Consider the following 21,974-nt stretch of genomic DNA (forward strand, 5'->3'; position numbering starts at 1 on the left):
TCGGCCGTCGTTTCACTCGGTCGCGTCGGACGGCTCCGGCTCAGGTTCGTCGGCCATCGCCCGGAGATGCTCGAGCAGGAGGCCGAACCCGTCCGGTTTGATCCAGGTGGTGACGGCACCCTCGTCCTCGAGTTCGGCGAGGAGTCGGTCCTCGTCGCGGACCGGCACCGAGAACTCGACGGGCTGGTCGAACCGATCGTCGTTGCCCTCGATCAGGCGCTGTGCCTCCGCGAGTTCCCGTCGGACGTACTCGTAGGCGTGCATCGATTCGGTGTCGTCGCCGACGACGAACCGGCGGGTTCGCCCGTCGTCCAGCCGGAGCCTGACGACGCCCGACTCGATACGGCCGTCCTCGAGGTACTCGGTCAGGACGTCTTCGAAGAAGTCGGTGGTCATTCGATCGCCGCGGGGTTTCGACCCGGAACTGTCAGACGTCATGGTCTCAACTATCTATTACCTTATAAATGGCTGTACCGACGAATCCTACGGGCTGGGAACCGAAATCGAACGCTACCGATCAAAATTGGGTTTAGAGGCCGTAAGGAGCAGATGTTTGCCGGGGGTTCGACATGCGTTCACGACTGAAAAAACCCGCTACGAACATCTTCCCGTGACCTCTCACGAACTCGAAACGTTGCTGCCGGGTTATATAGTAGTCGTTAGAATTTTCAGCCCAGAGTGTGTACGCGTAGGCAATGGATCACCTCGACGAGATCCCCGTCGAAGACCTCCAAGACGCGCTCGACAACGTCGAGGGGAACAAACCGACACAGCGGCTGTTAGCTGCGATTGCGTACAAAAACGGCGTTACGCAAACTGAGCTTGCCGAGTGGTACGGTACCGGCCGTCGAACCATCTACAGCTGGCTGATGCGACTGGATACGGACGAACCGCTCGAGCAAGCTGTGGTTGATGCTAAGCGAACCGGGAGAAAGCGAAAGCTCTCGGATAGACAGCAAGAAGAGTTCGAGCAGACTGTGCACGAGCCACCGACCGAGGTCGGCTACGACGCGCCGGCGTGGACGCCGGCGCTCGTCCAGCAGTTTCTCGAAGAAACCTACGGCGTCGAGTACTCCTATCCGAGTTGCCGGCGGTTGCTGAAAGAAGCGGGGCTCAGCTATCAGAAACCCCGCCGTTCAGCCGCTGAAGCCGATGAAGACGAGCAAGAAGAATTTCACGAGGAGTTCAAAAAAAGCGGCGGGAGATGGACGCCACCGTAGTCTGTATCGATCAGACCAAGAAATCCGTCCAGGTCGAGCCGCGTGCCGCGTGGTTTCCGCGCGGCACGCGCCCAAGCGTCGACCTCTCCGGACAGCGCGACTGGACGTGTCTGTTGGGCGCGATCACCGAGGACGGTGATCGCTTCTTCTCCCGGTTCGAAGAGTACGTCACCGCCGACCACGCGAAACATTTCATCTTAGCATTATGTGAAGAGTTCGAGGATGACTTGCTCGTGGTGCTGGATGGTGCGCCGTACTTCCAGGCGTCGGCCGTCACGGACCTGGCGGCCCGTGACGACCTCGCCTTCGTGACGCTGCCAGCGTATTCGCCGGAGCTCAACCCGGTCGAAGAATGCTGGCGACAGCTACAACAGGCACTCAGCAACCGATTCTTCGACTCACTCAACGAGTTAACAACGGCGATCGACACCGCTCTCGACCAACTCTCTGTTCCAAAAGTGAGCAATTATTTCTAACGCCTACTATAGGTGTGGGTTCCAGACGTTCGACCGGAGAGGTGCCCAGTATGTCACGATCCGAGTCACCGGCGGAGTCGGTTGCGGAACACGAGGAACGAATCAAGCGCCACTTGAGCGCTTCGAGGGAGATCGCGGAGACCCTGGAGTTCGATGACGACCTCAGTTTCGAAATGGGGTTGCCCAGTCCGGGCCGCCGGACGTTCATCAAGACCAGCGGCGTCGTCGCTGCGTCGGCTGCGCTGGCGGGCTGTGCCGGCGACGATGACGACGAGGACGACGACGAAAACGACGAGGAGGCGCCGTCGGCCGAGCGGAGCGAAACCGTCCAGTTGGCCGCCAAGCAATACGAGTTCGACCCCCAGGAGATTCGGGTCCCGCCGAACACGGAACTCACGATCGAGTTCACGCAGTCGACCTTCGAGGAGAACGAGGACTTCGCGATGCACACGTTCTACCTCGAGGACCCGTACGATGTCGGGCCCGTCGAACTCCCCGAGAACACGAACGACGACGTCATCGATTCGGTCACGTTCGTCACCGACGAGGAGGGGACGTTCCAGTTCGAGTGTAACGTCTACTGCGGCGACGGGCACGCCCAGATGAACGGCCAACTGTACGTCGTTCCGGAGGGCGAGTCCGTCGACAAGGTTGACTTCACCGACATGGAGACGCTGAAGGAGCGCCACGAGGTCCTCAAAGAGGAGAGCGAACTGGCTCAAGAGCCGAGCCACGACCTCGACCTGCGCGATATCATGGTCGTCACCGAGCGCAACAACGCCTCGGTCGCGATGATCGACACGGTCAACGACGAGTTCATGGAGCGGGTCGAGAACGTCGGGAAGGCGATTCACGTCCACGACTTCCATCCCGACCTGCCGGAGCAAACGCGCGAGGGCGCGTACGTCTACACCCAGTCCCGACAGGGCGAGATGTACAAGATCGACCTGTTCGACTTCGAGCGGGTCGCCGTCGCCGACGCCGGGACGGACGCCCGTGACATCGCCGTCTCCCGGGACGGGGACTATGTGATCGGCGGGTTCTACAACCCGAACCATCTGGTCATCTGCGACGCCGAGACGATGGAGCCGATCAAGCGGATCCCGACCCACACCGTCAACCCGGACGGCGAGAGCCTGGGGAGCCGCGTCTGCTCGCTGTACGACGTCCCCGAGGAGGGACTCTTCCTCGCGGGACTGAAAGAGGGCGGCGAGGTGTGGCTCATCGACTACACGCAGGACGACTTCCCGGTCGTCGCGACCATCGAGTGCGGCCGCACCCTCCACGACGGCTTCTTCACGGAGGACGGCCGCTACTTCATGATCGCCTCGCAGACGGACAACCAGATGGACATCATCGACACCCACGAGCGGCGCCACGTCGCCGCGATTCCGATGGACGGGGTGCCACACCCCGGACCGGGCGCGCTGTACCCCGACGAAGACCTCGCCTTTACCACCCACGCCGGCGCGCCGAGCGTCGGCGTCTGGAACACCGAAACCTGGGAGGCCGAGAAGATGATTGACGTCAGGGGCTCGGGGCTGTTCATCCGGAAACACGAGAACAGCGACTACGTCTGGGCCGACGTCATCCTCACCGACACCGAGGACGACGCCTACGTCTACACCATCGATCCCGAGACCCTCGAGGTCGATCAGGAGATCGACTGTAGCCAGTGGGGCGCCGCGGCCGCGATCCACCCCGAGTTCAGCCGCGACGGCGAGAAGGTCTACATTAGCGTCTGGCAGGGCGAGAACGAATCGATCCTCGTGTTCGATCCGAACACGGGCGAGATGCTGACCCAGATCGAGGACCTGCTGGCACCGACCGGCAAGTTCCTCGGCGTCCGCGCGGAGGGGCACTGACCGCGATCGACCGTTCCCACAGGCACATGTCCGATACCAGTAACGCGACCCCGCGAACGCGGACGGACCGACGACCGGCGGGACCGCTCGCACTCGTCAAGCACCTCCGCGGGGAGGGGCTGACGGTGATCGACGCGGCCACCCACGAGCCGCTCGGCCGGATCGGCGACGGCCGCCAGCCACACGCGCTGGCCGTCCGTCCCGGCGGCCGCTGGGCGTACGTCCCCTACATGGGGTCGAACGCGCTCGAGATCCTCGATTGCTGGACGCTGTCCGTCGTGGATCGCGTCGACGAGGTCGGGACTGCGCCCGTGGGAGCGGTGCTGAGCCGGACGGGACGGTACCTGTTCGTCAGTACCTACGGCGGCCTCCCGGACGACGACCGCCCGGGACTGGCCGTCTTTCGGACGGCCGGCGAGCGGATCGAACCGGTCGCCGAACTCCCGATCGGGAAGGCGGCCGGGCTCGCCGTCGACGCCGGCAACGACGTGTGGGTCGCGCTGCGAGACGACGACGAATTGCTCCGGATCGGCGCAACGCCCCCGTTCGACGTCCTGGATCGGTTCGCGGTCGGTGCCGGGCCACAGGACCTGGCCCACGAACCGACCCGGGGATTGCTGGGCGTGAACAACGCCGATGGGGACAGCGTGACCGTCGTCGACACGCTCGAGGCGACGGTCCTCGGGACGGTCCCGGCCCCGAACCCGAGGGGCGGGACCGCCGTCCCGGGACGTGATCGGTGGGTCATCGGAGACACGGAGGACGACGGCCTCACGGTCGTCGACCTCGAGTCGGTCCGCCGCGGCGAGACCGATGCGACAGCCACGGATCGCGTCTCGCTGGGGACGCCCACGGCCTTTCCCGACGTTACCCCCGATGGGTCCTTGCTCGCCGTCGACGCGTACGACGACGACCGCGTCGCGTTCCTCGACCCCGCGAGCCTGGACGTCGTCGCGCGCGTCGAGACCGGATCGACGCCGCGTCACCCGCGGTTCAGCGCGGACGGCCGGGTCTGTTACGTCCCCAGCGTCGACGCCGACACCGTGACCGTCGTCGACGTCGACGGCGTTCGAGCCGGCGACCCCGACCCGATCGCGGCGACCATCGACGTGCCCGACGGGGCGGCCCCTGCGGGCTGTTTTCGTACCGATAGAGGGAGATACTCATGACACCGGATACTGACACCGTCACCGCCGCGAACGACCACTCGTCCGGCGCACCGACGATCGTCAAAAACGCCGCCAGCAGCCACTTCAGCGCGGTCGATCTCGCCGCGGGCGAGGTCGTCGCGGACCTCGGCGAGGGCCGATACCCGCACACGGCGCTGTTTCACCCGGACGAGCCGGTCGCGTACCTGTTGTACATCGCCAGCGCCCACCTCGAGGTGGTCGATCTCGAGGCGCTCGAGACCGTCCAGCGCGTCGAGCAGCTCGGGACGATGCCCGTCGGGAGCGCGCTCGGGCCGGCCGGCGACGCGCTGTTCGTCGGGACCGCAGTCGACCTGCCCGCGTCGTCTGATCCGGGCGTCCTCGCGTTCGCGATCGGCGAGGACGGTCGGCTCGAGCGCGCGGGAACGCGCCCGCTCTCACGGAGTTCCGGGATGCGAATCGGCCCGGACGATCGGCTCTACGTGGGCCAGAAGACGGAACACGAGATCGCCGTCCTCGGTGCCGACTCCGGCCTCGAACTGGCGGCCGAGATCCCGGTCGGGGCGGAGCCACACGACCTGTACGTCCTCGCGGAGGGGCTGGTGGTCGCCAACCACGCCGGCGGATCGTCGGCCTCGTTCGTCGACGCGGCCGCCGAGCGGGTTCGCTGTACCGCCGAGACGGGGACGAACCCCCACGGGTTCGCGGTCGCCGACGGCCCCGACTACCGATACGGCCTGTTTCCGGCCCGCGAGGACGACCGCATCGCCGTCGTCGACCTCGAGGCGGTCGCGGCCGGCGACGACTCGCCGACCGAACGGCTGCTCGAGGTCGGGACGACGACCGGCTTCGCCGCGACGACGTCGGACGGTCGCTACGCCGTCGTCGACTCCTACGAGGAGCCGTTCGTGACGATACTGGACCTGACCGACCTCACCGTCGCCGACCGCGTGGAAGTCGGTGGCGAACCGCTCCACGTCGTCTTCGGGCCCGACGGCGAGGAGTGTTACGTCGGGAACATGGAACGGACCGATCTCGCAGTACTCGACACGCGGCCGCTGGCCGACGACCGCCCGACGGACGTCACCGTCGGCCGCCGAATCGACGGACTCGGCGCGAAACCGAGCGGCATCTTCCGCCCGGAGGTGGACCAATGATCGATCTCACGCGACTCATCAGAGGACTCGACAACCGACCGGAACAGATCCGATACGAGAAGCGCCACGCGAGCGACGCGCTCGTTCCGCTGGTCGTCTGGAACACGACCCCCGCCTGTAACCTACAGTGCAAGCACTGCTACTTCGGGGCCTGCGACGAGCGCGACAGCGAGGAACTGTCGACGGCCGAGGCTAAATCGTTCATCGACTCGCTGGCCGCGGTGAACGTCCCGGTACTCGTGTTTAGCGGCGGCGAGCCGTTCTTCCGGGACGATATCGCCGAACTGACCCGCTACGCGTCCGAGCAGGGGATTCGGCCGATCGCCTCGAGCAACGGGACCTTCCTCACCGAGGAGCGCGCACAGGCGGTCGCCGACGCGGGGATGCAGTACGTCGGCGTCTCGCTTGACGGCGTCGGGGCGACCAACGACGAGTTCCGCGGCGTCGACGGCGCGTTCGAGCGGGCCCGGAACGGGCTTCGCAACGCCCGCGACGCCGGGATGGGGACGGGCATTCGGTGTACGATGACCGAGGGGACTGTCGACGACGTCCCCGACGTGATCGACCTCGCCGTCGAGGAGGGGATCGACCGGGTGAACGTCTTTCACCTGATCTACTCCGGGCGCGGCGGTGATATCACCGACGCGGACTTATCGTTCGAGCGCACGCGGGAGGTCGTCGACGCCCTCTACGAGCGCACCAAAGCCCTCGCCGACACCCATCCCGACATGCAGATCCTGACCGCCGGCAACTACGCCGACGCGGTCTATCTCTACCACCGGATTCGGGAGGACATGCCGGCCCACGCCGATCGGGCTCGAAAACTCCTGTTCGACGACGGCCCCGGTCGAGTGGTCAAGAACGGCGACGCCGGCCCCAAGGTCGTCAACGTCGACCACCGCGGCGACGTCCACCCGAGCATGTTCCTCTCGCAGTACACGCTCGGGAACGTCCGCGAGCGCCGCCTCGACGAGATCCTCGCCGACAGCGACCTTTGGGACGAACTGGCCGAACCGACCGACCACCTGAAGGGGAAATGCGGCCGCTGTCCCTGGAAGGAGGTCTGTGGCGGGAACTCCCGAGCCCGCGCCGCGGCGGTCCACGACGACCTCTGGGCCGAGGATCCCCGGTGTTACCTCACCGAGGCCGAGTACAGCACCGACGAACTGCCGACCGATCACGCGCCACCGGTCGACGCGACCGCAGCGCTCGAGTAGGCCCATGCACGCCCCCGATTCAGTGCCCCCGGATGCGCGGACCGAGCCCGAGCCGTCGCCTGTCGCGGCGGTACCGAAGAGCGTCCGCCGACTCGCGTGTTACCGGATCGACCACGAGAGCCGCTCGACCGGGGAACTGGGCGCGGTCGCTCCGGACGATCCCCTCGCTGCCGCCCGGCGGATCGCGGCCCACGACCGCGTCACCGAGGCGGTCGTCCTCTCGACGTGCAACCGCGTCGAGGCGTATCTCAGCACGCGGACGCCCGCCGACCGGGACGCAGGGCTCGATGCCGCACGCGAGGCACTGGGCGATCCCGACGGCGCGCGGACCGAGACCGAACTCGCAGTCGCCGAACACCTGTTTCGCGTTGCCTGCGGCCTCGAGAGCGCTGTCATCGGCGAGGCACACGTTCTCGGCCAGCTCCGACGGACGTTCGACGCGGCGCTCGAGGCGGACCTCGCCGGCGGCGTGGTGACCCGGGCCGCGGACGCGGCCGTCTCGGTGGGGCGGCGCTGTCGCGACGAGACCGACATCGACGAGGGGACGGTCGGCTACGGGAGCGCGACCTGCGAGGCCATCGCCGACGCGGGCGGGGTCCCGGATCGGCTCGTCGTCGTCGGTGCCGGCGAGATGGCGACCGAAGTGGCCAGCGCCGCCGGCCACCGCTGGGACTGCCGCGTCGACGCCGTCAACCGCTCGGCCGCGCCCCAACTCCCGACCGAGGATGGTCGGTACTGGCCGCTCGAGGCCCTCGAAGCCGCGCTCGCCGACGCCGACGCGATCGTAACGGCGACGGGCGCACCGAACCCGGTGGTAACGCTCGAGACGATACAGGGGGAGGGGGTCGACCCCGGGACGCCGGTCGTGGATCTGGCGACCCCGCCGGACGTCGCCAAACCCGTCCGCCGATCGGCCGTGCAGGTCGTGGCCCTCGACGCGATCCAGCGTCGGATCGAGGCCGCCGTCGCGGGTCGGCGGGCGGCGGTGCCGGCGGTCGAGGACGCGATCACTGACGCGGTCGCGGCCTTCGTCGATCGGGAACGCGAGAACCGTGCCGAAGACACGCTTCGCGAACTCCACCGGACGGCGGCCGCGGTCCGCGAGAGCGAACTCGAGCGGGCCCGTGACCGGCTCGCGAGCGGGGCCGACGCCGAGGCGGTCCTCGAGGACTTCGCGAGCGCACTGACCGGATCGTTGCTTGGTACGCCGACCGAGCGCCTCCGGGCGGCCGCCCGGGACGGCGACGACGCGGTTATCGAGGCCACCCATCAGCTGTTCGACCTCGACTGCGAGGGGTCGGAGTGACTGCGGTCGCTGGTGCCCGCGCTAGCGTCGGTTCGCGGCCGCCGGTTACCGCGGGCGGTCGTCGGAACGGCTACCGTGTACTTTCACCCTCACTTGAAAACCCCTCATTAGCGGGATTCTGGCGGTAGCGTCCCCAACGCGTGGGAACAGCCGTTCCGGGTTAAAGAATCGAGTAGCAACGTCGGCGTGTATGCTATCGAAACGCTCCGCCACACGAGGTGGTCGACGATGAGTCTCTCGCGTCGCGATTTCCTGGCGGCTGCCGGGACGGGGACGGTCGGTGCCCTGCTCGGCTCCGCGTGGGGAGCGACCCAATCCGTCGACTCCATCACACAGGTCGACAACCCGCTCAAGGCCTACCCCAACCGTGACTGGGAGGAGGTCTACCACGACATCTACGAGTACGATTCGGTCGATTGGACCGTCTGCCACCCCAACTGTACGCAGTCGTGTGCCCTGAACTTCTACATGAAAAACGGGGTCCCGATCAGGGCCGAACAGATCTATCACGAGGAGGAGGGCAGCCCCGGTCCGGGCGGCCCCGGCGGCTACGAGGAGGCGGGGGTCACCCGCCACTGGAACCCGCGTGGCTGCATGAAGGGGCTGACGCTCCACCGCCGGACGTTCGAGCCCAGCCGGATCAAGTACCCCATGGTCCGCAAGGGGTGGAGTCCCGACGACCCCAACCCCGAGGGCCGCGGCGAGGACGAGTTCGAGCGCGTCTCCTGGGACGAAGCGATCGACCTGATCGCCGAGAAGATGGCGAGCCTCGAGGACGAAAAGCGCTTCCACATTTTCAACGCGATCAAATCGGACGGACTGATCACCCGCCACGGGGCCGGCCGACGGCTGGCCTCGATCTTCGGCGGCTGCGAGTGGACGGAGTACGACTGGTACGCCGATCTGCCGCCGGGTCACGTCATCACGACGGGCTATCAGACCAGCGACGCCGACGCGTCGGCCTGGCGGGCCGCCGACTACACGATCATGCAGGGGAAGACCTGATCCACAACAAGCTCGCGGACAATCACTTCCTCCAGGAGACCCGCGAGCGCGGCGGCAAGATGGTCGGCGTCTACCCCGACTACTCGCCGACGGTCCAGAAGTGCGACCGCTGGCTCCCCGTCCGTCCGGGTAGCGACCCCGCCTTTGCCCTGGGCGTGGCCCACGTCATCATCGACGAGGAACGCTACGACGAGGAGTTCATGCGGAAGTTCACGACCCTGCCGCTGTTGATCCGGCAGGACGACGGGAAGTACCTCCGCGCCCACGAGGTCTTCCCCGATCACGAACCGCCCGCCGAGGACAGCGAGCAGCGCCACGAGGAAAACGACTGGGGCGACTTCGTCGCCCTCGACGAGAACGGCGATCCCGTCCCCGTCACCCGCGAGGAAGTCGGCGAGGAGACGCCCGCGACCCCGCAGCTCGAGGTCGACACCGAACTCGAGCTGGCAAACGGCGAGTCGGTCGGCGTCCACACCGACTTCGTCCGCCAGAAGTCGAACATCCTCGAGAACTACGATCCGGAGACGGTCGAGGAGATCACGACGATCCCGGCTGACGGGCTCCGGAAGACGGCCCGCGAGTTCGCCGACGCCGAGAAGGCCCAGTGGTTCACCGGCGAGGGGATCAACCACTGGTTCCACTCCAACGACTCGCTCCAGCGGACGATCTTTTTCATCCAGTCGATGCTGGGCAACATCGGCGAGCGCGGGGCCGGCTACTACAACTACTCCGGCCAGTACAAGATCGAACTGCTGGACGGCTACCCCTCCTACGTCAACCCCGACGGCAACGCCGCCCACGGGATGTATCCCGGCTACGCGTTCGCGTTCTTCGGTGGCGAGCAACTCGACGCCCACGAGATCCGCGGGGACTTCGACCGCGAACTCGACCTGGTTCCACAGGGCGACGCCGAGGAGCCGGTGATGCCGACCAACGCCGAGTCGTACACGATGTCGAAGCCGACGGTCCTGTGGACGATGAACTGCAACCTCCTGAACCAGACCAAACATCAGGAGCACGTCATCGAGAACTTCGTCAAACATCCGGACACGAGCAACGAGCTCTCGATCGTCTCGGACATGCACATGACCTACTCCGCGCGCCACGCGGACATCGTCCTCCCGGTCCCCTCCTGGCTCGAGTGCGATTACCCGGACATCACCGTCGGGCCGGAGAACCCGTTCATCCACATGGACCACGGGGTCATGGATCCGCTGTACGACACGAAGCAGGACGGCGAGGCCGTCGCGATGGTTGCCGAGAAACTTGACGAGAAGATCCCGCCGGAGGAGCGCAACGTCGACTCCTATCGGGCCTACTTCGACAAGTTCCTCGACGACGACAAGGACGTCCGCGACTACATCCAGGAGACGCTGGACGCGGGGATGACGACCCGCGACATCGACGTCGAGGACATCGAGGACGGTCCCGAACGCCTCCAGCTGAAGACGTATCCGCGGATCCCCTTCTACTCCCAGATCAACGAGGACCGGCCGTTCTACACCAAGACCGGCCGGATGGAGTTCCACAAGGAGGAAGACCGGTTCCTCGAGCTGGGACGGGCCGACCTCGACCACATCGAGAGCCCCGAGGGGACGCCCTACGGGGTGAACAAGAAGTGGGACGAGGCAAAAGACGAGGAGAACCCGCTGTATCACGACGAGGAGTACCAGTTCTACTACAACACGCCTCACCCGAAGTACCGGACCCACTCCTCGTGGGGGATGACCGACTGGAACCTGATCTGGTCCTCGCGTGACTTCGGCTCGACCAACGCCGATCCCGAGGGGACCGAGCGGCTGGTCGACGACTTCTCGTTCCCGCAGGGCGAGGGCGAGACCGAGGAAACCCCGCCGCTTGGCGAGGCGTTCGTCGAGATGCACCCCGAGGACGCCGCGGACATCGACGTCGAGAACGGCGACTACGTCCGGATCACCGGCAAGCGCGGCGACCTCGTCGTGCGCGTGATGGTCAGCGAGCGCCAGCGCCCCCGCTCGGCCGGCGACATGGGCCAGCTGACGATCTGGCACGGCTGGTGGCCCCAGCACTTCCCCGACGACGAGGAGCAAGGCGACGGCGTCAAGGGATACAACGTCACGACGAACATCTGGCTCGACCCGGCCCAGGAGACCGACGACCTCGTCCACAAGTCCGTCTTCGGCGATCCGAACATCTCCGAACACGTCGAGGACGACATCGTCTGGCAGGGGGCCGAACTCGAGCACGGCTACGAGGAGACCGTCTGGGCACCGACGGGAACGAACCGCGACGACCTCGTGGAAGTCGAGAAATACGAGGAGGCGGACTGGTGGCCCGGCGACGCACGGAAGGACGAACTGTTCCAGGACTACGTGAGCGGATCGCTGCAGGGAGGTGACAGCTGATGCCGGAGACCTACAACCCACAACTCGGCCGCGAGCACAGCTACCCCTACGAACACCGCGAAGAGGAACGCGACTGGCACTGGGGGATGATCATCAACATCAACCGGTGTATCAACTGCAACACCTGCTCCTTTGCCTGCAAGTCCACCTGGACGAGCGGCGAGGGCGAGGAGTACATGTGGTGGATGAACGTCGAGACCGAGCCCTACGGCGGCTACCCGATGGGCTGGGACATGCGCCTGCTCGACGATCTCGGCGAGAACGAGACCATCTTCGAGGCCGCCGAGGACGGCGAGACGGCCAAGGGCTACATCGCCCAGAAGGAAGAATGGGAGTACCCCGCGCTGGGCGACGACCAGGTCCACGGCGAGTACCCCACCGGCGACGTCGTCGAGAGCGACCTCGAGGAAGAGGAGTACCACGACATGTGGCAGTTCTACCTGCCGCGGCTCTGTAACCACTGCAAGAACCCCGCCTGTCTGGCCGCGTGTCCGCGCAAGGCGATCTACAAGCGCGAGGAGGACGGCATCGTCCTGCTCGACCAGGAGCGGTGTCGGGGCTACCGCAAGTGCGTGAAGTCCTGTCCGTACCACAAGCCGATGTACAACCCCGAGACGGGGGTCTCGGAGAAGCCGGTCGGCTGCTTCCCCCGCATCGAGGAGGGCAACGTCCCCCGCTGTGTCTCCTCGTGTATCGGGAAGACGCGCCTGCACGGCAACATAAATCGTGGTCCCGACGCCGGCCACCCAGGCGGAAACACGTCGGCGGCGGCCGGCCGGAGCCCGGTCAACTACCTCGCGAAGAGCGACGAGAAGATCGCGCTCCCGCTGTACCCGCAGTTCGGGACCCGGCCGCAGGTGTTCTACATGCCGCCCTACCACGTGCCGCCGGAGTTCCTCACCCAGATGTTCACGCCCAACACCGAGGACAAGCAAAACGAGTGGCCCGGCAGCACCTTCGAAGAGTCGGTCAAGATCGTTCAGGATCGGGTCCGCAACCCGAGCCACCACACCCTCGGCATCCTCCAACTGTTCGGCGCGACCACCCGCCTCATCGAGACCTACACCGTCAAAGAACACCGCGTGAAGGGGTGGGACCGCAAGGGGAACAAGGTCGTCGACATCCCCTTCGAGGAGGAGATGGAGGTCCGTGAGGGCGAGATGTGGACCAATCAGCCTTAGACCAATGACACCGAACGACATACCCGATTCCGAGTACCACGCCGCGCGGGCCACCCTCTACTGTGGCGCTGCCGCGGCGTTTACCTATCCGAGCGAGGAGACAGTCAGCGAACTACTCGATCCCGCGGCCCGCGAGGGGATCGAACGCGCCGCCGAGACCGTCGGCGTCACCGAGGAGGCGACCGCACTGCTCGAGGCACTCGAGGAAACGGGCCTCGAGGACCTGCAGGTGGCCTACAACAACCTGTTCGGCCTGCCAAGCGACGACGGCACCTACGCGGTGATCCCCTACGAGGCCCACTACACGACCCGCGACGAGATCAGCAGCGAGCAGCGCCGGATCGCGACCGTCGTCGGGCTGCTAGAGGAGTTCGGCCTCGAACCCAGCGACGACTTCGCCGAGCGACAGGACCACGTCGCCGCCGAACTCGAGTTGGCGCAGGTCCTGGCCGGCCAGCGAGCGGTGGCGCTCGAGTCGGACGAGCCGGTCGCGGCCGAGCGGGTCGCGAAGGCCGAGGCGACGGTGCTTGCCGATCACCTCGTCGAGTTCGTCCCGGCGCTGGCACATGACCTGCGGCAGGCGACCGACGAGGACGCCTACGTCGCCGCGGCGAACCTCGTCGAGGAGCTGGTGACCTACGACAACGGGCAACATCCCGAGCCGACCGTCTCGGCGGAGGCGGCGAGCGGAGGTGAGGCTCCGTGAGCGACCGCACCGAGATCGGGCCGATCTCGATCGAACACGACGCTGCACGGGGCGCGACGAAGCTGGCCGCGGTCGTGTTGTGTCTCGTGCTGGTCGTTCAGGTCGCGGTCGTCGCAGTCCTAACGATCGGCCCGCAGCCGATGGACTCGGTGGAGTCGGTGCCCGCGGAGCCCGACGCCGACGCGTGGGGCGATGCTGACACCGAGACGCTGTCGCTCGACGCCCAGCAGATGGCGACCCCCTACGGCGGCGGGAGCATCGACGAAGTTGACGTCCAGGCCGTCACGAACGACACGCACGTCGCCTTCCGTCTGGAGTGGGAGGACCCGACCGAGGACACCGAGATCAACGAGCCCAACGCCTACAGCGACGCCGCGGCGGTCATGCTCCGCAGCGGGAGCGAGCCGCCGATCGTCATGGGCGCGAACGGCGACCCGGTCAACATCTGGTACTGGCGCTCGAGCTGGCAGTTCTCGGACTCCGATCCGGGCGGTGACATGTACTCGTACCCGCATCCGGACGACCGGACGAAGCCGGGACAGGCGGCCGGGAACCCGCTCTCGCAGGCGAGCTACACCCGATACGGGCAGAACTACTACGCGACCGGGTACGGCTCGCTGACCCACGCGGAGACCCAGCCCGTCTCGGCCAACGGCGAGCGGACCGACGACGGCTGGGCGGTCGTGTTCCAGCGCGAACACGACGCCAGCGGTGAGTACGACGCCGAGTTCGAGGACAGCGAACAGATGTATCTCACCTACGCCGTCTGGAACGGCAGCGCGGATGAGGCGAACGGCCAGAAGTCGCTGTCGTACCAGTACCTGACGCTGGATACCGACGACGGCACGCTCAGTGCGGCCGACGACGAGAGCGACGACGGCGACACCGACGCGAGCGACGGCGGTGCGGTGGCCAGCGTGACCGAGACGGCCGGCTGGCTTGCCAGTTCCGCGACTAACTGGCCCGCCGTGACGCTGCTCGCGACGGTCGCCGCGTGGCTCGTCAGCTACTGGAGGCTCAGGCAATGACCGACTACGCGAACCGAAGTGCCCGCGGCCGGGCACCCGACGACGACGAGGCAACGCTTCGAAACCGGCTCGAGTCCGACCGGGAACGCGATCGCCGACGCGGGGCGCTCGGGCTGGTCGATCTAGCCGCTGACGGCGGACTGGCACCGGCGACCGTCGGAGCGCTGGCCGAGCGGGCGACCGGTGACGGCTCCGAGGACGTGCGGCAGTTCGCCGTCGAAGCCCTCGGACTCGCCGCCAGTTCGGGCGACGCCGAGCCGGCCCACGAGGCGATCCGGGCGGCGCTTTCCGACGACGCCGAGTGGGTCCGTTCCGAGGCCGTCGTGGCGCAGTCGCGGGCCGAACCGGGCAACGAAGAGCCGCTCCGGACGGCCCTCGAGGACGACAGCGGCTGGGTGCGGCGCAACGCCGTCATCGCCCTCTCGAAGACCGGGGCGGCCTCCCAGGAGCTGTTGATCGAACGGATCAAGAACGATCCCCACTCCGGCGTTCGGGAGTACGCGGCCGACTACCTCCGGGAGTACGCCGACGAGGTCGAAGACGCGGTCCGGATCCTCGCGGCCGTCCTGGCCCGCGATCCGGAGGCGTTCGTCCGCGCCAAGGCCGCGACCAGCCTCGGGGATCTTGGCACCGACCGCGCCGAGGCAGTCCTCGAGCGCCACGGACTGAACGACCGCAGCGACGACGTGCGCCGGTCGGCAAAGCGGGCGCTCGCGACGGCCCGCGGCGTCGACCCCGACCAGATCGACGCCGGACTCGAGGAGGGCGCCGCGCCCGGCGGCGGGCCGGGCTCCCGACGGGAGCAGCAGGGCCCCGGCCCGGCTCGGGGACCGGCCGGCTCGATCGACGGCCTGACACAGGGACAGCGTGATCGACGATGACCTACGAACTCGACAGCACACCCACGGGCGAGGAACCGCATGCGACCACCGACACGGAGTCGGCCGGCGACGACGGCTGTACGACCGATGGCAGCGCCGCCGGCCTCGAGGAGTCACTCGGCGTGACGATCCCCGACGATCACGTCGGCGCGTTCGTCGCGCAGGCGTTCGAGGACGTCGAGCGCTCGACCGAGTGGACGGAAGCGATCGAGGCCGTCGTCGCCGACGAGGCCCGCGACGCCTGGAACCGACTCGAGACGCGGAAACAGGTGATCGAGCTGTTGAAGATGGCCGATCAGTTCGATCGGAAAGCGACCGCGCTGCTCGAGGAGATCCCGCTGGATCGGGGTGGCCTCGACGACGACCTGCGCGAGCAGTTCGACGACGCAAAGCGGCTCCGTCGCAACGCCGACGTCGTCCGGGACGGCATCGCGGCGGGCTACGCGGAGGGCCGAGTGAGCGACGACGAGTTGGTCGACGCCGTCGAGACCTTCGAGTTCGATACGGCGGCGATCGCCGAGCGCGAGGACGCGTTGGACGACGTCGCGAACGCGTACAACCTCGATTTCCGCCCCTACGGCGGGACCCTGATGAACGAGCGCGACCCCGACGACGACGCAGAAGAGTTCGAGGCCTGGTAATATGGCAAAAGACGATATCGTTCCCGACGAGGTACCGACCGACGACCTCGCGGCCCGCGTCCGCGAGGGACTGCGCGCCGTCGACGACCCCGATCTGGGGACCGACGTCCTCGAGTCCGGGCTGGTGACCGACGTCTCGGCCGAGGGCGGGGCCGTCCGGATCGCCGCCGATCTCGCGGGGTTCGACGAGCCGACGGCCGAGGACGTGACCGAGGCAATGCGCCGGCGGGCGCTGTCGACGCCCGGCGTCGAGCGGGCGACGGTCGAGGGCGAGCCGACTGGCGCGGCAGACGACGACATCGACGGCGCGGCCGGCGTCGACACCGTAATCGCCGTCGCCAGCGCCAAAGGCGGCGTCGGCAAGACGACGGTCTCGACCCAGCTCGCCCGGGCACTGGCCGCCGATCCTGACCGCGACGTCGGCATCTTCGACGCCGACCTTTACGGGCCGAACGTCCCGGAACTGCTGGACCTCGAGGGGCCGGTGTCGGCCAACGCGGACGGCGACGCCGAGCCGATCGAGGCCGGTGACCTCACCGCGATGAGCGTCGGCCTGATCGCCAACGACGAGCCGCTGGCCTGGCGGGGCGCGATGGCCCACGAAGCCGTCAGCGAACTGTTCGAAGACACCGCGTGGGGTGAGCTGGATACGCTAGTCGTCGACCTGCCGCCGGGGACCGGCGACATCGTCCTGACGGCGCTGCAGTCGCTGCCGATCGACGGCGCAGTGCTTGTGAGTACGCCACATCCGACGAGCGTCGGCGACACGTCCCGCAGCGCCACGCTGTTCGAGGAGAACGGCGTCCCGCTGCTGGGCACGGTCGTCAACATGCGCGGGTTCAGCTGCGAGTGTGGCCGCGAACACGACCTCTTCCCCGAGGCCGACGTCGAGGCGGCACTCGACCAGCCCGTGCTGTGTGACTTCCCCTTCGACGAGCGGGTCCGCGAGTTCGACGACGACGTGCCACCAGAGGCCTGCGAGTTGGCCGCGGCCGTCGACGAGCGACTCGAGGCGGTCGGGGACCTCTCTGTGCCCGACCACGCGCTGGACCTGCGCGGACTGCCAAAGCGGATCCGCCACGAGCAGGCCACCGAGGAGTTCCGCGCGACCGAGCCGGGCGAGACGTTCTACCTGATCAACGACCACGACCCGTCGCCGCTTGCCAACGAACTCGTCTCGGCGGTCGACCGGGAGGGCGCGCCCGGCGACGCCTTCGCGGAGTATCAGGTCCGCAGGCAGGCACCCGACGAGTGGGTGATGGCCGTCGCCCGGTAGCCGAGTCTGGTGTCGCTTCGGCGGCGGTCCGAACGGGGCTTGTACCATCGTCCGAAACGAACTCGTATGAGTCAGGACTCGAGACTGCGAGTCGTCTGTCTGGCGGGCCCGAGCGACGCGGGGAAGACGTCGCTCGTCGAGCGGTTGGTCCCGCGGCTGGCCGCTGACGGCCGCGTCGCGACGGTCAAGTCGATCCACCACGACATCGAGATCGATACCCCGGGAACCGACACCCACCGCCACCGGAGCGCCGGTGCCGAAACCGTCGTCGGCGTGACGCCAGAACTCACCTTCGAGGTCTCGACCCGCGGGAAGCGGAACCCGCCCGAGCCGACCGTCGACGAACCGCTGCTCGAGACCGACGACCCCGAACTGCGGGCGCTCTCGCACACGCTCGAGCGCCTCGCCGACCGAGGCTACGACACCGTGATCGTGGAGGGCTTCGCCGACGCGCCGCTGCCAACGATCCTCGTCGGGGACCGGGACCCGGAAGCAGTCGGCGGGACCGTCATCGGCCGCGGCGACGACCCGGTCGACGACCTCCTCGCGGCGATCCGTTCGCTCGAGGGGCTCGCAGTACCGGCGGACGGCGGACGAACGGACGAGTCGGCGGACTGACTGAGGACGGCCGGTCGGCTCGCCGACTCGATGGGGCGATCAGCGCCGGCGGGTTCGTAGTCGCCGTCCGCCCCGCCGGCATCGCGTAACCACATTCAATTGCTTTCCCACGGAATAGGAATGGAAACCAGTTTTCTTTGTACGGCCGTTCGAAGGGAACGCATGCGCAGTCACGACGGCAACGGGACGGACCCGACGAGCCGTCGGGCGCTCCTCGCTACGGCCGGCGGCCTGACGGCGGGGCTGGTCGGGACGGCGGGCTGTCTCGGTGCCACCGACGAGGTCCGCGTCCTCGCCGCCGGCAGTCTGGCCAGCGCGTTCGAGAACGGGGTCGGACCGACCTTCGAGTCCGACGCCGAGTTCGGCTACGCGGGCGAGTACTACGGGACCAACGCCGTGGTACGGCTGGTCGCCGACGGGACGAAGTACCCCGACGTCGTGATCGGGGCCGACGCCGCCCTCCTCCGGGACCGACTCTACCCCGATCATGCCGACTGGGACGTGACGTTTGCGGCCAACGAAGTCGTCATCGCGTACGCCCCGGAGACCGCGCTGGGCGAGCGCCTCGCGGCCGGCGAGCCGTGGTACGACGTCTTCGCCGATGCCGACGACGGCGAGATTGCGATCAGTGACCCCGACATCGACCCGCTGGGCTACCGGGCGCTGCTCCTGTTCGAACTCGCCGAGCGTGAACACGGCCTCGAGGGGTTCCGGGCGGCGATGGCCGACCGCGTCGCCCACGTCGCCGACGAGCCCCGACTGCTCGCCGGGCTCGAGAACGGCGCCCGGGCCTGTGTCGTCGCCTACAGCAACATGGCGACCGAGCGCGACGTGGCCGTCCGGCGGCTGGCAGACGCCTACAACTTCGGGAACCGCGCGGACGCCGACCGGTACGCGCAGGCGAGTTACACCACCGAACGCGGCCACACCGTCATGGGGTCGCCCGTCGTCTACAACGCGACGGTCCCGGCCGACGCCGACGATCCGGACGCCGGACGGGCGTTCGTCTCCTTCCTGCTCGAAAACGAGGGTCTGCTGGCCGACCACGGCCTGCGGGTGGATGATGCCATCCCTCGGTTTCACGGCGATCCACCGGAGGGGATCGCGCCGTGATCCCCCCGAACCGCGAACCCGAACAGGTGTCGGGACCCGATCGCGGTCACGAGGACACCTCGGACCGCGGGCCCGAGCGCGCGTCGGACGCCGATTCCGAGCGTCGACCCGACTCGAGCGATGGCCGCGGCTGGTTCGGCGTCGATCGACCGTGGACTTCCGGCGGTCTGGCCGTCCCCGCGTTGCTCGGGACAGTGTTGCTCGCGTACTTCGTCGTCCCCTTCGCGGCCTTTCTGTTCCGGAGCCGGCGAGTCGACGTCGTCGCCGGGCTCACCGATCCCGCCGTCCGTGATGCGATCGCGACGTCGCTGCTGACGGCACCGGTCTCGACGGCCGTCGCAACCGTTTTCGGCGTGCCGCTGGCCTACGTCCTCTCGCGGGCCTCGTTCCGCGGGAAGCGACTGGTCGAAGCGCTGGTCCTGTTGCCGCTGGTCGTCCCCCCGATCGTCGGCGGCGTCATGCTGTTGACCGTCGTCGGCCGCTACACGCCGATCGGCGCCGCGGCGGCGGCGATCGGAGTGCCACTGACCGGTAGCGCCGCCGGCGTCGTCCTCGCCCAGACGTTCGTCGCCGCGCCGTTTCTGGTCGTCACCGCCCGCGCCGGCTTCGACGGGGTCGACCCCCGCCTCGAGGAAGCCTCGCGGACGATGGGCTACGGCAGACTGCGGACGGTACGGCTCGTCTCGCTGCCGCTTGCCCGCAACGCCATCGCCGCGGGGATCGTCCTGACGTTCGTCCGGGCGATCGGCGAGTTCGGCGCGACGATGATGGTCGCGTACACGCCGCGGACGATGCCGACCCGGATCCGCGTCGCCTTCATCGCTCGCGGGGTCGACGCCATCGTCCCGATCGCGCTCGCCTTGCTCGCGATCGCCGTGATCGTCGTCGTCGCCGTTCAGTTGCTGGTCGGCACCCCTCGTCGAGGCTGATCGACGGCGACCGTGGCGCTCCCGCCGAGTCCGAACGAAAAACAGATCAGATCGCGTGAAAGTCGCTGTAGCCGTTTCTAAGTGCTTTGGAAGTGGGGTTATGGCCGTCGTCGCTGTACGGAGAAACGAGACTCATGACATCCATCGCAGACATCGAGATCCCGGCCGACGGCACCGGCACTGGTCAACTGTTCGAGGCCGTCCCCTCCCTGACCTGCGAGATGGAGCGGGTGATCGCCTCGAGCGGCCACGGCCTCTGGCTGGCGGGGCCCTCGCAGTCCGAGATCGAAGCGGCGCTCGACGAGGTCGACGCGATCGGCACGTACTCCCAGATCAGCAGCGACGAGGACCGCTGGCTCTACGACATCGAGTTCGAGCCGGATACGGTCGACCCCTTCGAGATCGTCCTCGAGGAGGGCGGCACCGTCCTGAGCGCCTCGGCCTCGGACGGCACGTGGCTGCTCAGCATCCGCGTCGTCGACCGCGAGAGCGTGAGTTCGCTCTACGACCGACTCGACGACAACGACGTGACGCCGACGATCGTTCGCCTGTTCGATCTCGCGGAGGAGAGCCACTCCCAGTGTGGCCTGACGGCACGCCAGTACGAAACGTTGGTCGCGGCCATCGACCACGGCTACTTCGAGATTCCCCGCGAGGTATCGATGCAGGAACTCTCCGAAGAACTCGGTATCTCCCACCAGGCGCTGTCCGAACGGCTGCGTCGGGCCTATCGTGCGCTCGTCACCGCCGAACTCAACGTGACCGAGGAAGACACCGCTGCGCCGCCGATTCCCTCGAACTGACTTCGCTCCGGCCGCGTCGTCCCGCGACGGTCGACTCGATGTTTTCAACCGCCAGCAGTAGCGAGATCGCCGTTCGAGTGACGACCCCCGAGCGCACGCCAGCCGATTCCGCGCGCCTCGAGCGACGTCGCACGACCGCGAACCGCCCACAGTTACTATCCGGGGGGCCCATGTGTGGCGCATGCGAATCACTGACGATGACGGCGTGTTGCGACTCACGTTCGACCGACCGGACGCGCTCAACGCGATCACCGGAGAGGCGGCCGTCGAACTGGCCGACGCGATCGAGGACGCGACCCCCGCGGAGTACGACGCGATCGTCCTCACGGGCGCGGGCGATGCGTTCAGCGCCGGTGGCGACCTCGAGATGCTGGCGGAGACGCCCGACACCTCACAGGACGCCTACGAGGAAGTCACCGCGAGCTTCGGCCGCGCCGTCGAGGCGATGCTCGAGTGTCGAGTGCCGATCGTCGCGAAGGTAAACGGCGACGCAATCGGCGCGGGGCTGTCGCTCGTCGCCGTCTCCGACATCGCCTACGCGGCCGAGGACGCGACCTTCTCCTGTGCGTTCGTCAGAGTCGGGCTCGTCCCCGACACCGGTGGCACGGTCATGCTGCCCCACATCGTCGGCCTGCGGGCGGCCAAGGAACTGGCCTTCACCGGCGAGTTCTTCGACGCCGAGCGAGCGGCCGACCTCGAACTGGTCAACGAGACTGTGCCCGCCGACGAACTGGATGCTCGCGTCGCCGACACCGTCGACGCGCTCGCGGCCGGTCCGACGGAGACGATCGGACTGATGAAACAGGCCATGCACGAGAACCTCGGGCGCTCCTGGGACGAGGCGCTTGACTACGAGAACCTACTGCAGGCCCAGGCCCGGACGTCCGAGGCCCACGAGGAGGGCGTCGCCGCCCTCCTCGAGGACAGGGAGCCGGAGTTCTAACTCGCTCGAAGGCGGTGACGGCGGTCCGTTCACGCGCTCGAACCGACCGCAAGCACCCGCAAGCACCACGGCCTTGC

At 67.6% G+C, this 21,974-nt stretch carries 18 protein-coding genes and 1 pseudogene; 18 read left to right on the forward strand and 1 reads right to left on the reverse strand.

From position 1 onward, the window contains the following. Positions 1-12 precede the first annotated feature (12 nt). On the reverse strand, positions 13-438 hold the full coding sequence (locus NATPE_RS11515; RefSeq protein ID WP_172637290.1) for a hypothetical protein: 426 nt from the start codon (positions 436-438) through the stop codon (positions 13-15). Positions 439-695: 257 nt separating this feature from the next. Between NATPE_RS11515 and NATPE_RS21455 the strand changes: the two genes are divergently transcribed. From NATPE_RS21455 to NATPE_RS11610, 18 genes and pseudogenes are all read left to right on the forward strand, one after another. Further along, a protein-coding gene (locus NATPE_RS21455; protein ID WP_086009782.1) for an IS630 family transposase occupies positions 696-1,696 on the forward strand; the annotation gives its coding sequence in 2 pieces (ribosomal slippage) (positions 696-1,185 and positions 1,185-1,696; 1,002 coding nt in all). 50 nt (positions 1,697-1,746) lie between these two features. After that, positions 1,747-3,561, forward strand: a complete 1,815-nt coding sequence (locus NATPE_RS11530; RefSeq protein WP_006181643.1) for a cytochrome D1 domain-containing protein — start codon at positions 1,747-1,749, stop codon at positions 3,559-3,561. 26 nt (positions 3,562-3,587) lie between these two features. After that, positions 3,588-4,730 (forward strand): hypothetical protein, encoded by a 1,143-nt coding sequence (locus tag NATPE_RS11535; protein ID WP_006181644.1) that lies wholly within the window; start codon positions 3,588-3,590, stop codon positions 4,728-4,730. Next, the gene (locus NATPE_RS11540) at positions 4,727-5,866 is read left to right on the forward strand and encodes a YncE family protein (protein ID WP_006181645.1); all 1,140 of its coding nucleotides are present in this window, start codon (positions 4,727-4,729) and stop codon (positions 5,864-5,866) included. Before NATPE_RS11535 ends, NATPE_RS11540 begins: the two co-directional genes overlap by 4 nt. Then, positions 5,863-7,083 carry a radical SAM/SPASM domain-containing protein gene (locus NATPE_RS11545; RefSeq protein ID WP_006181646.1) on the forward strand — a complete coding sequence of 407 codons (1,221 nt, stop codon included), beginning with the start codon at positions 5,863-5,865 and terminating at the stop codon, positions 7,081-7,083. Before NATPE_RS11540 ends, NATPE_RS11545 begins: the two co-directional genes overlap by 4 nt. 4 nt (positions 7,084-7,087) lie before the next feature. Then, positions 7,088-8,389, forward strand: a complete 1,302-nt coding sequence (hemA, locus tag NATPE_RS11550; RefSeq protein WP_006181647.1) for a glutamyl-tRNA reductase — start codon at positions 7,088-7,090, stop codon at positions 8,387-8,389. 228 nt (positions 8,390-8,617) lie between these two features. Then, a pseudogene (locus NATPE_RS23290) lies at positions 8,618-11,778 on the forward strand (molybdopterin-containing oxidoreductase family protein). Beyond that, a complete protein-coding gene (locus NATPE_RS11560) occupies positions 11,778-12,959 on the forward strand; it encodes a 4Fe-4S dicluster domain-containing protein (RefSeq protein WP_006181650.1) in 1,182 nt (393 codons plus the stop codon). The pseudogene NATPE_RS23290 and the gene NATPE_RS11560 overlap by 1 nt, the downstream one beginning before the upstream one ends. 4 nt (positions 12,960-12,963) lie before the next feature. Continuing rightward, entirely contained in the window at positions 12,964-13,665 is a 702-nt protein-coding gene (locus NATPE_RS11565) for a TorD/DmsD family molecular chaperone (RefSeq protein WP_006181651.1), read from the forward strand. Further along, a complete protein-coding gene (locus NATPE_RS11570) occupies positions 13,662-14,693 on the forward strand; it encodes an ethylbenzene dehydrogenase-related protein (protein WP_006181652.1) in 1,032 nt (343 codons plus the stop codon). The genes NATPE_RS11565 and NATPE_RS11570 overlap by 4 nt, the downstream gene beginning before the upstream one ends. Continuing rightward, positions 14,690-15,574: a HEAT repeat domain-containing protein gene (locus tag NATPE_RS11575; RefSeq protein ID WP_006181653.1), complete on the forward strand. Its 885-nt coding sequence runs from the start codon at positions 14,690-14,692 to the stop codon at positions 15,572-15,574. The genes NATPE_RS11570 and NATPE_RS11575 overlap by 4 nt, the downstream gene beginning before the upstream one ends. Beyond that, a complete protein-coding gene (locus NATPE_RS11580) occupies positions 15,571-16,215 on the forward strand; it encodes a hypothetical protein (RefSeq protein WP_006181654.1) in 645 nt (214 codons plus the stop codon). The genes NATPE_RS11575 and NATPE_RS11580 overlap by 4 nt, the downstream gene beginning before the upstream one ends. A 1-nt stretch (position 16,216) precedes the next feature. Further along, positions 16,217-17,491 carry a P-loop NTPase gene (locus NATPE_RS11585; RefSeq protein WP_006181655.1) on the forward strand — a complete coding sequence of 425 codons (1,275 nt, stop codon included), beginning with the start codon at positions 16,217-16,219 and terminating at the stop codon, positions 17,489-17,491. A 66-nt stretch (positions 17,492-17,557) separates the two neighbouring features. Then, complete coding sequence (gene mobB / locus NATPE_RS11590) at positions 17,558-18,109, forward strand: molybdopterin-guanine dinucleotide biosynthesis protein B (RefSeq protein WP_006181656.1); 552 nt, start codon at positions 17,558-17,560, stop codon at positions 18,107-18,109. 162 nt (positions 18,110-18,271) lie between these two features. Further along, positions 18,272-19,222, forward strand: coding sequence for an extracellular solute-binding protein (locus NATPE_RS11595; RefSeq protein WP_006181657.1), 951 nt, complete (start codon positions 18,272-18,274; stop codon positions 19,220-19,222). 26 nt (positions 19,223-19,248) lie between these two features. After that, positions 19,249-20,151 carry an ABC transporter permease gene (locus NATPE_RS11600; protein WP_172637296.1) on the forward strand — a complete coding sequence of 301 codons (903 nt, stop codon included), beginning with the start codon at positions 19,249-19,251 and terminating at the stop codon, positions 20,149-20,151. A gap of 134 nt (positions 20,152-20,285) precedes the next feature. Continuing rightward, a complete protein-coding gene (locus NATPE_RS11605; protein WP_006181659.1) occupies positions 20,286-20,954 on the forward strand; it encodes a helix-turn-helix domain-containing protein in 669 nt (222 codons plus the stop codon). A 181-nt stretch (positions 20,955-21,135) separates the two neighbouring features. Then, a complete protein-coding gene (locus NATPE_RS11610) occupies positions 21,136-21,897 on the forward strand; it encodes an enoyl-CoA hydratase/isomerase family protein (RefSeq protein ID WP_006181660.1) in 762 nt (253 codons plus the stop codon). Positions 21,898-21,974 lie beyond the last annotated feature (77 nt).

Origin of the sequence: Natrinema pellirubrum DSM 15624 (assembly GCF_000230735.2) — an archaeon.
GTDB lineage: Archaea > Halobacteriota > Halobacteria > Halobacteriales > Natrialbaceae > Natrinema > Natrinema pellirubrum.

Excerpts from the sequence above, each read along its gene's own strand:
- NATPE_RS11515 (WP_172637290.1), bottom strand. The coding sequence starts at position 438 with ATGACGTCTGACAGTTCCGGGTCGAAACCCCGCGGCGATCGAATGACC.
- NATPE_RS11530 (WP_006181643.1), top strand. The coding sequence starts at position 1,747 with ATGTCACGATCCGAGTCACCGGCGGAGTCGGTTGCGGAACACGAGGAA.
- NATPE_RS11535 (WP_006181644.1), top strand. The coding sequence starts at position 3,588 with ATGTCCGATACCAGTAACGCGACCCCGCGAACGCGGACGGACCGACGA.
- NATPE_RS11540 (WP_006181645.1), top strand. The coding sequence starts at position 4,727 with ATGACACCGGATACTGACACCGTCACCGCCGCGAACGACCACTCGTCC.
- NATPE_RS11545 (WP_006181646.1), top strand. The coding sequence starts at position 5,863 with ATGATCGATCTCACGCGACTCATCAGAGGACTCGACAACCGACCGGAA.
- hemA (WP_006181647.1), top strand. The coding sequence starts at position 7,088 with ATGCACGCCCCCGATTCAGTGCCCCCGGATGCGCGGACCGAGCCCGAG.
- NATPE_RS11560 (WP_006181650.1), top strand. The coding sequence starts at position 11,778 with ATGCCGGAGACCTACAACCCACAACTCGGCCGCGAGCACAGCTACCCC.
- NATPE_RS11565 (WP_006181651.1), top strand. The coding sequence starts at position 12,964 with ATGACACCGAACGACATACCCGATTCCGAGTACCACGCCGCGCGGGCC.
- NATPE_RS11575 (WP_006181653.1), top strand. The coding sequence starts at position 14,690 with ATGACCGACTACGCGAACCGAAGTGCCCGCGGCCGGGCACCCGACGAC.
- NATPE_RS11580 (WP_006181654.1), top strand. The coding sequence starts at position 15,571 with ATGACCTACGAACTCGACAGCACACCCACGGGCGAGGAACCGCATGCG.
- NATPE_RS11585 (WP_006181655.1), top strand. The coding sequence starts at position 16,217 with ATGGCAAAAGACGATATCGTTCCCGACGAGGTACCGACCGACGACCTC.
- mobB (WP_006181656.1), top strand. The coding sequence starts at position 17,558 with ATGAGTCAGGACTCGAGACTGCGAGTCGTCTGTCTGGCGGGCCCGAGC.
- NATPE_RS11595 (WP_006181657.1), top strand. The coding sequence starts at position 18,272 with ATGCGCAGTCACGACGGCAACGGGACGGACCCGACGAGCCGTCGGGCG.
- NATPE_RS11605 (WP_006181659.1), top strand. The coding sequence starts at position 20,286 with ATGACATCCATCGCAGACATCGAGATCCCGGCCGACGGCACCGGCACT.
- NATPE_RS11610 (WP_006181660.1), top strand. The coding sequence starts at position 21,136 with ATGCGAATCACTGACGATGACGGCGTGTTGCGACTCACGTTCGACCGA.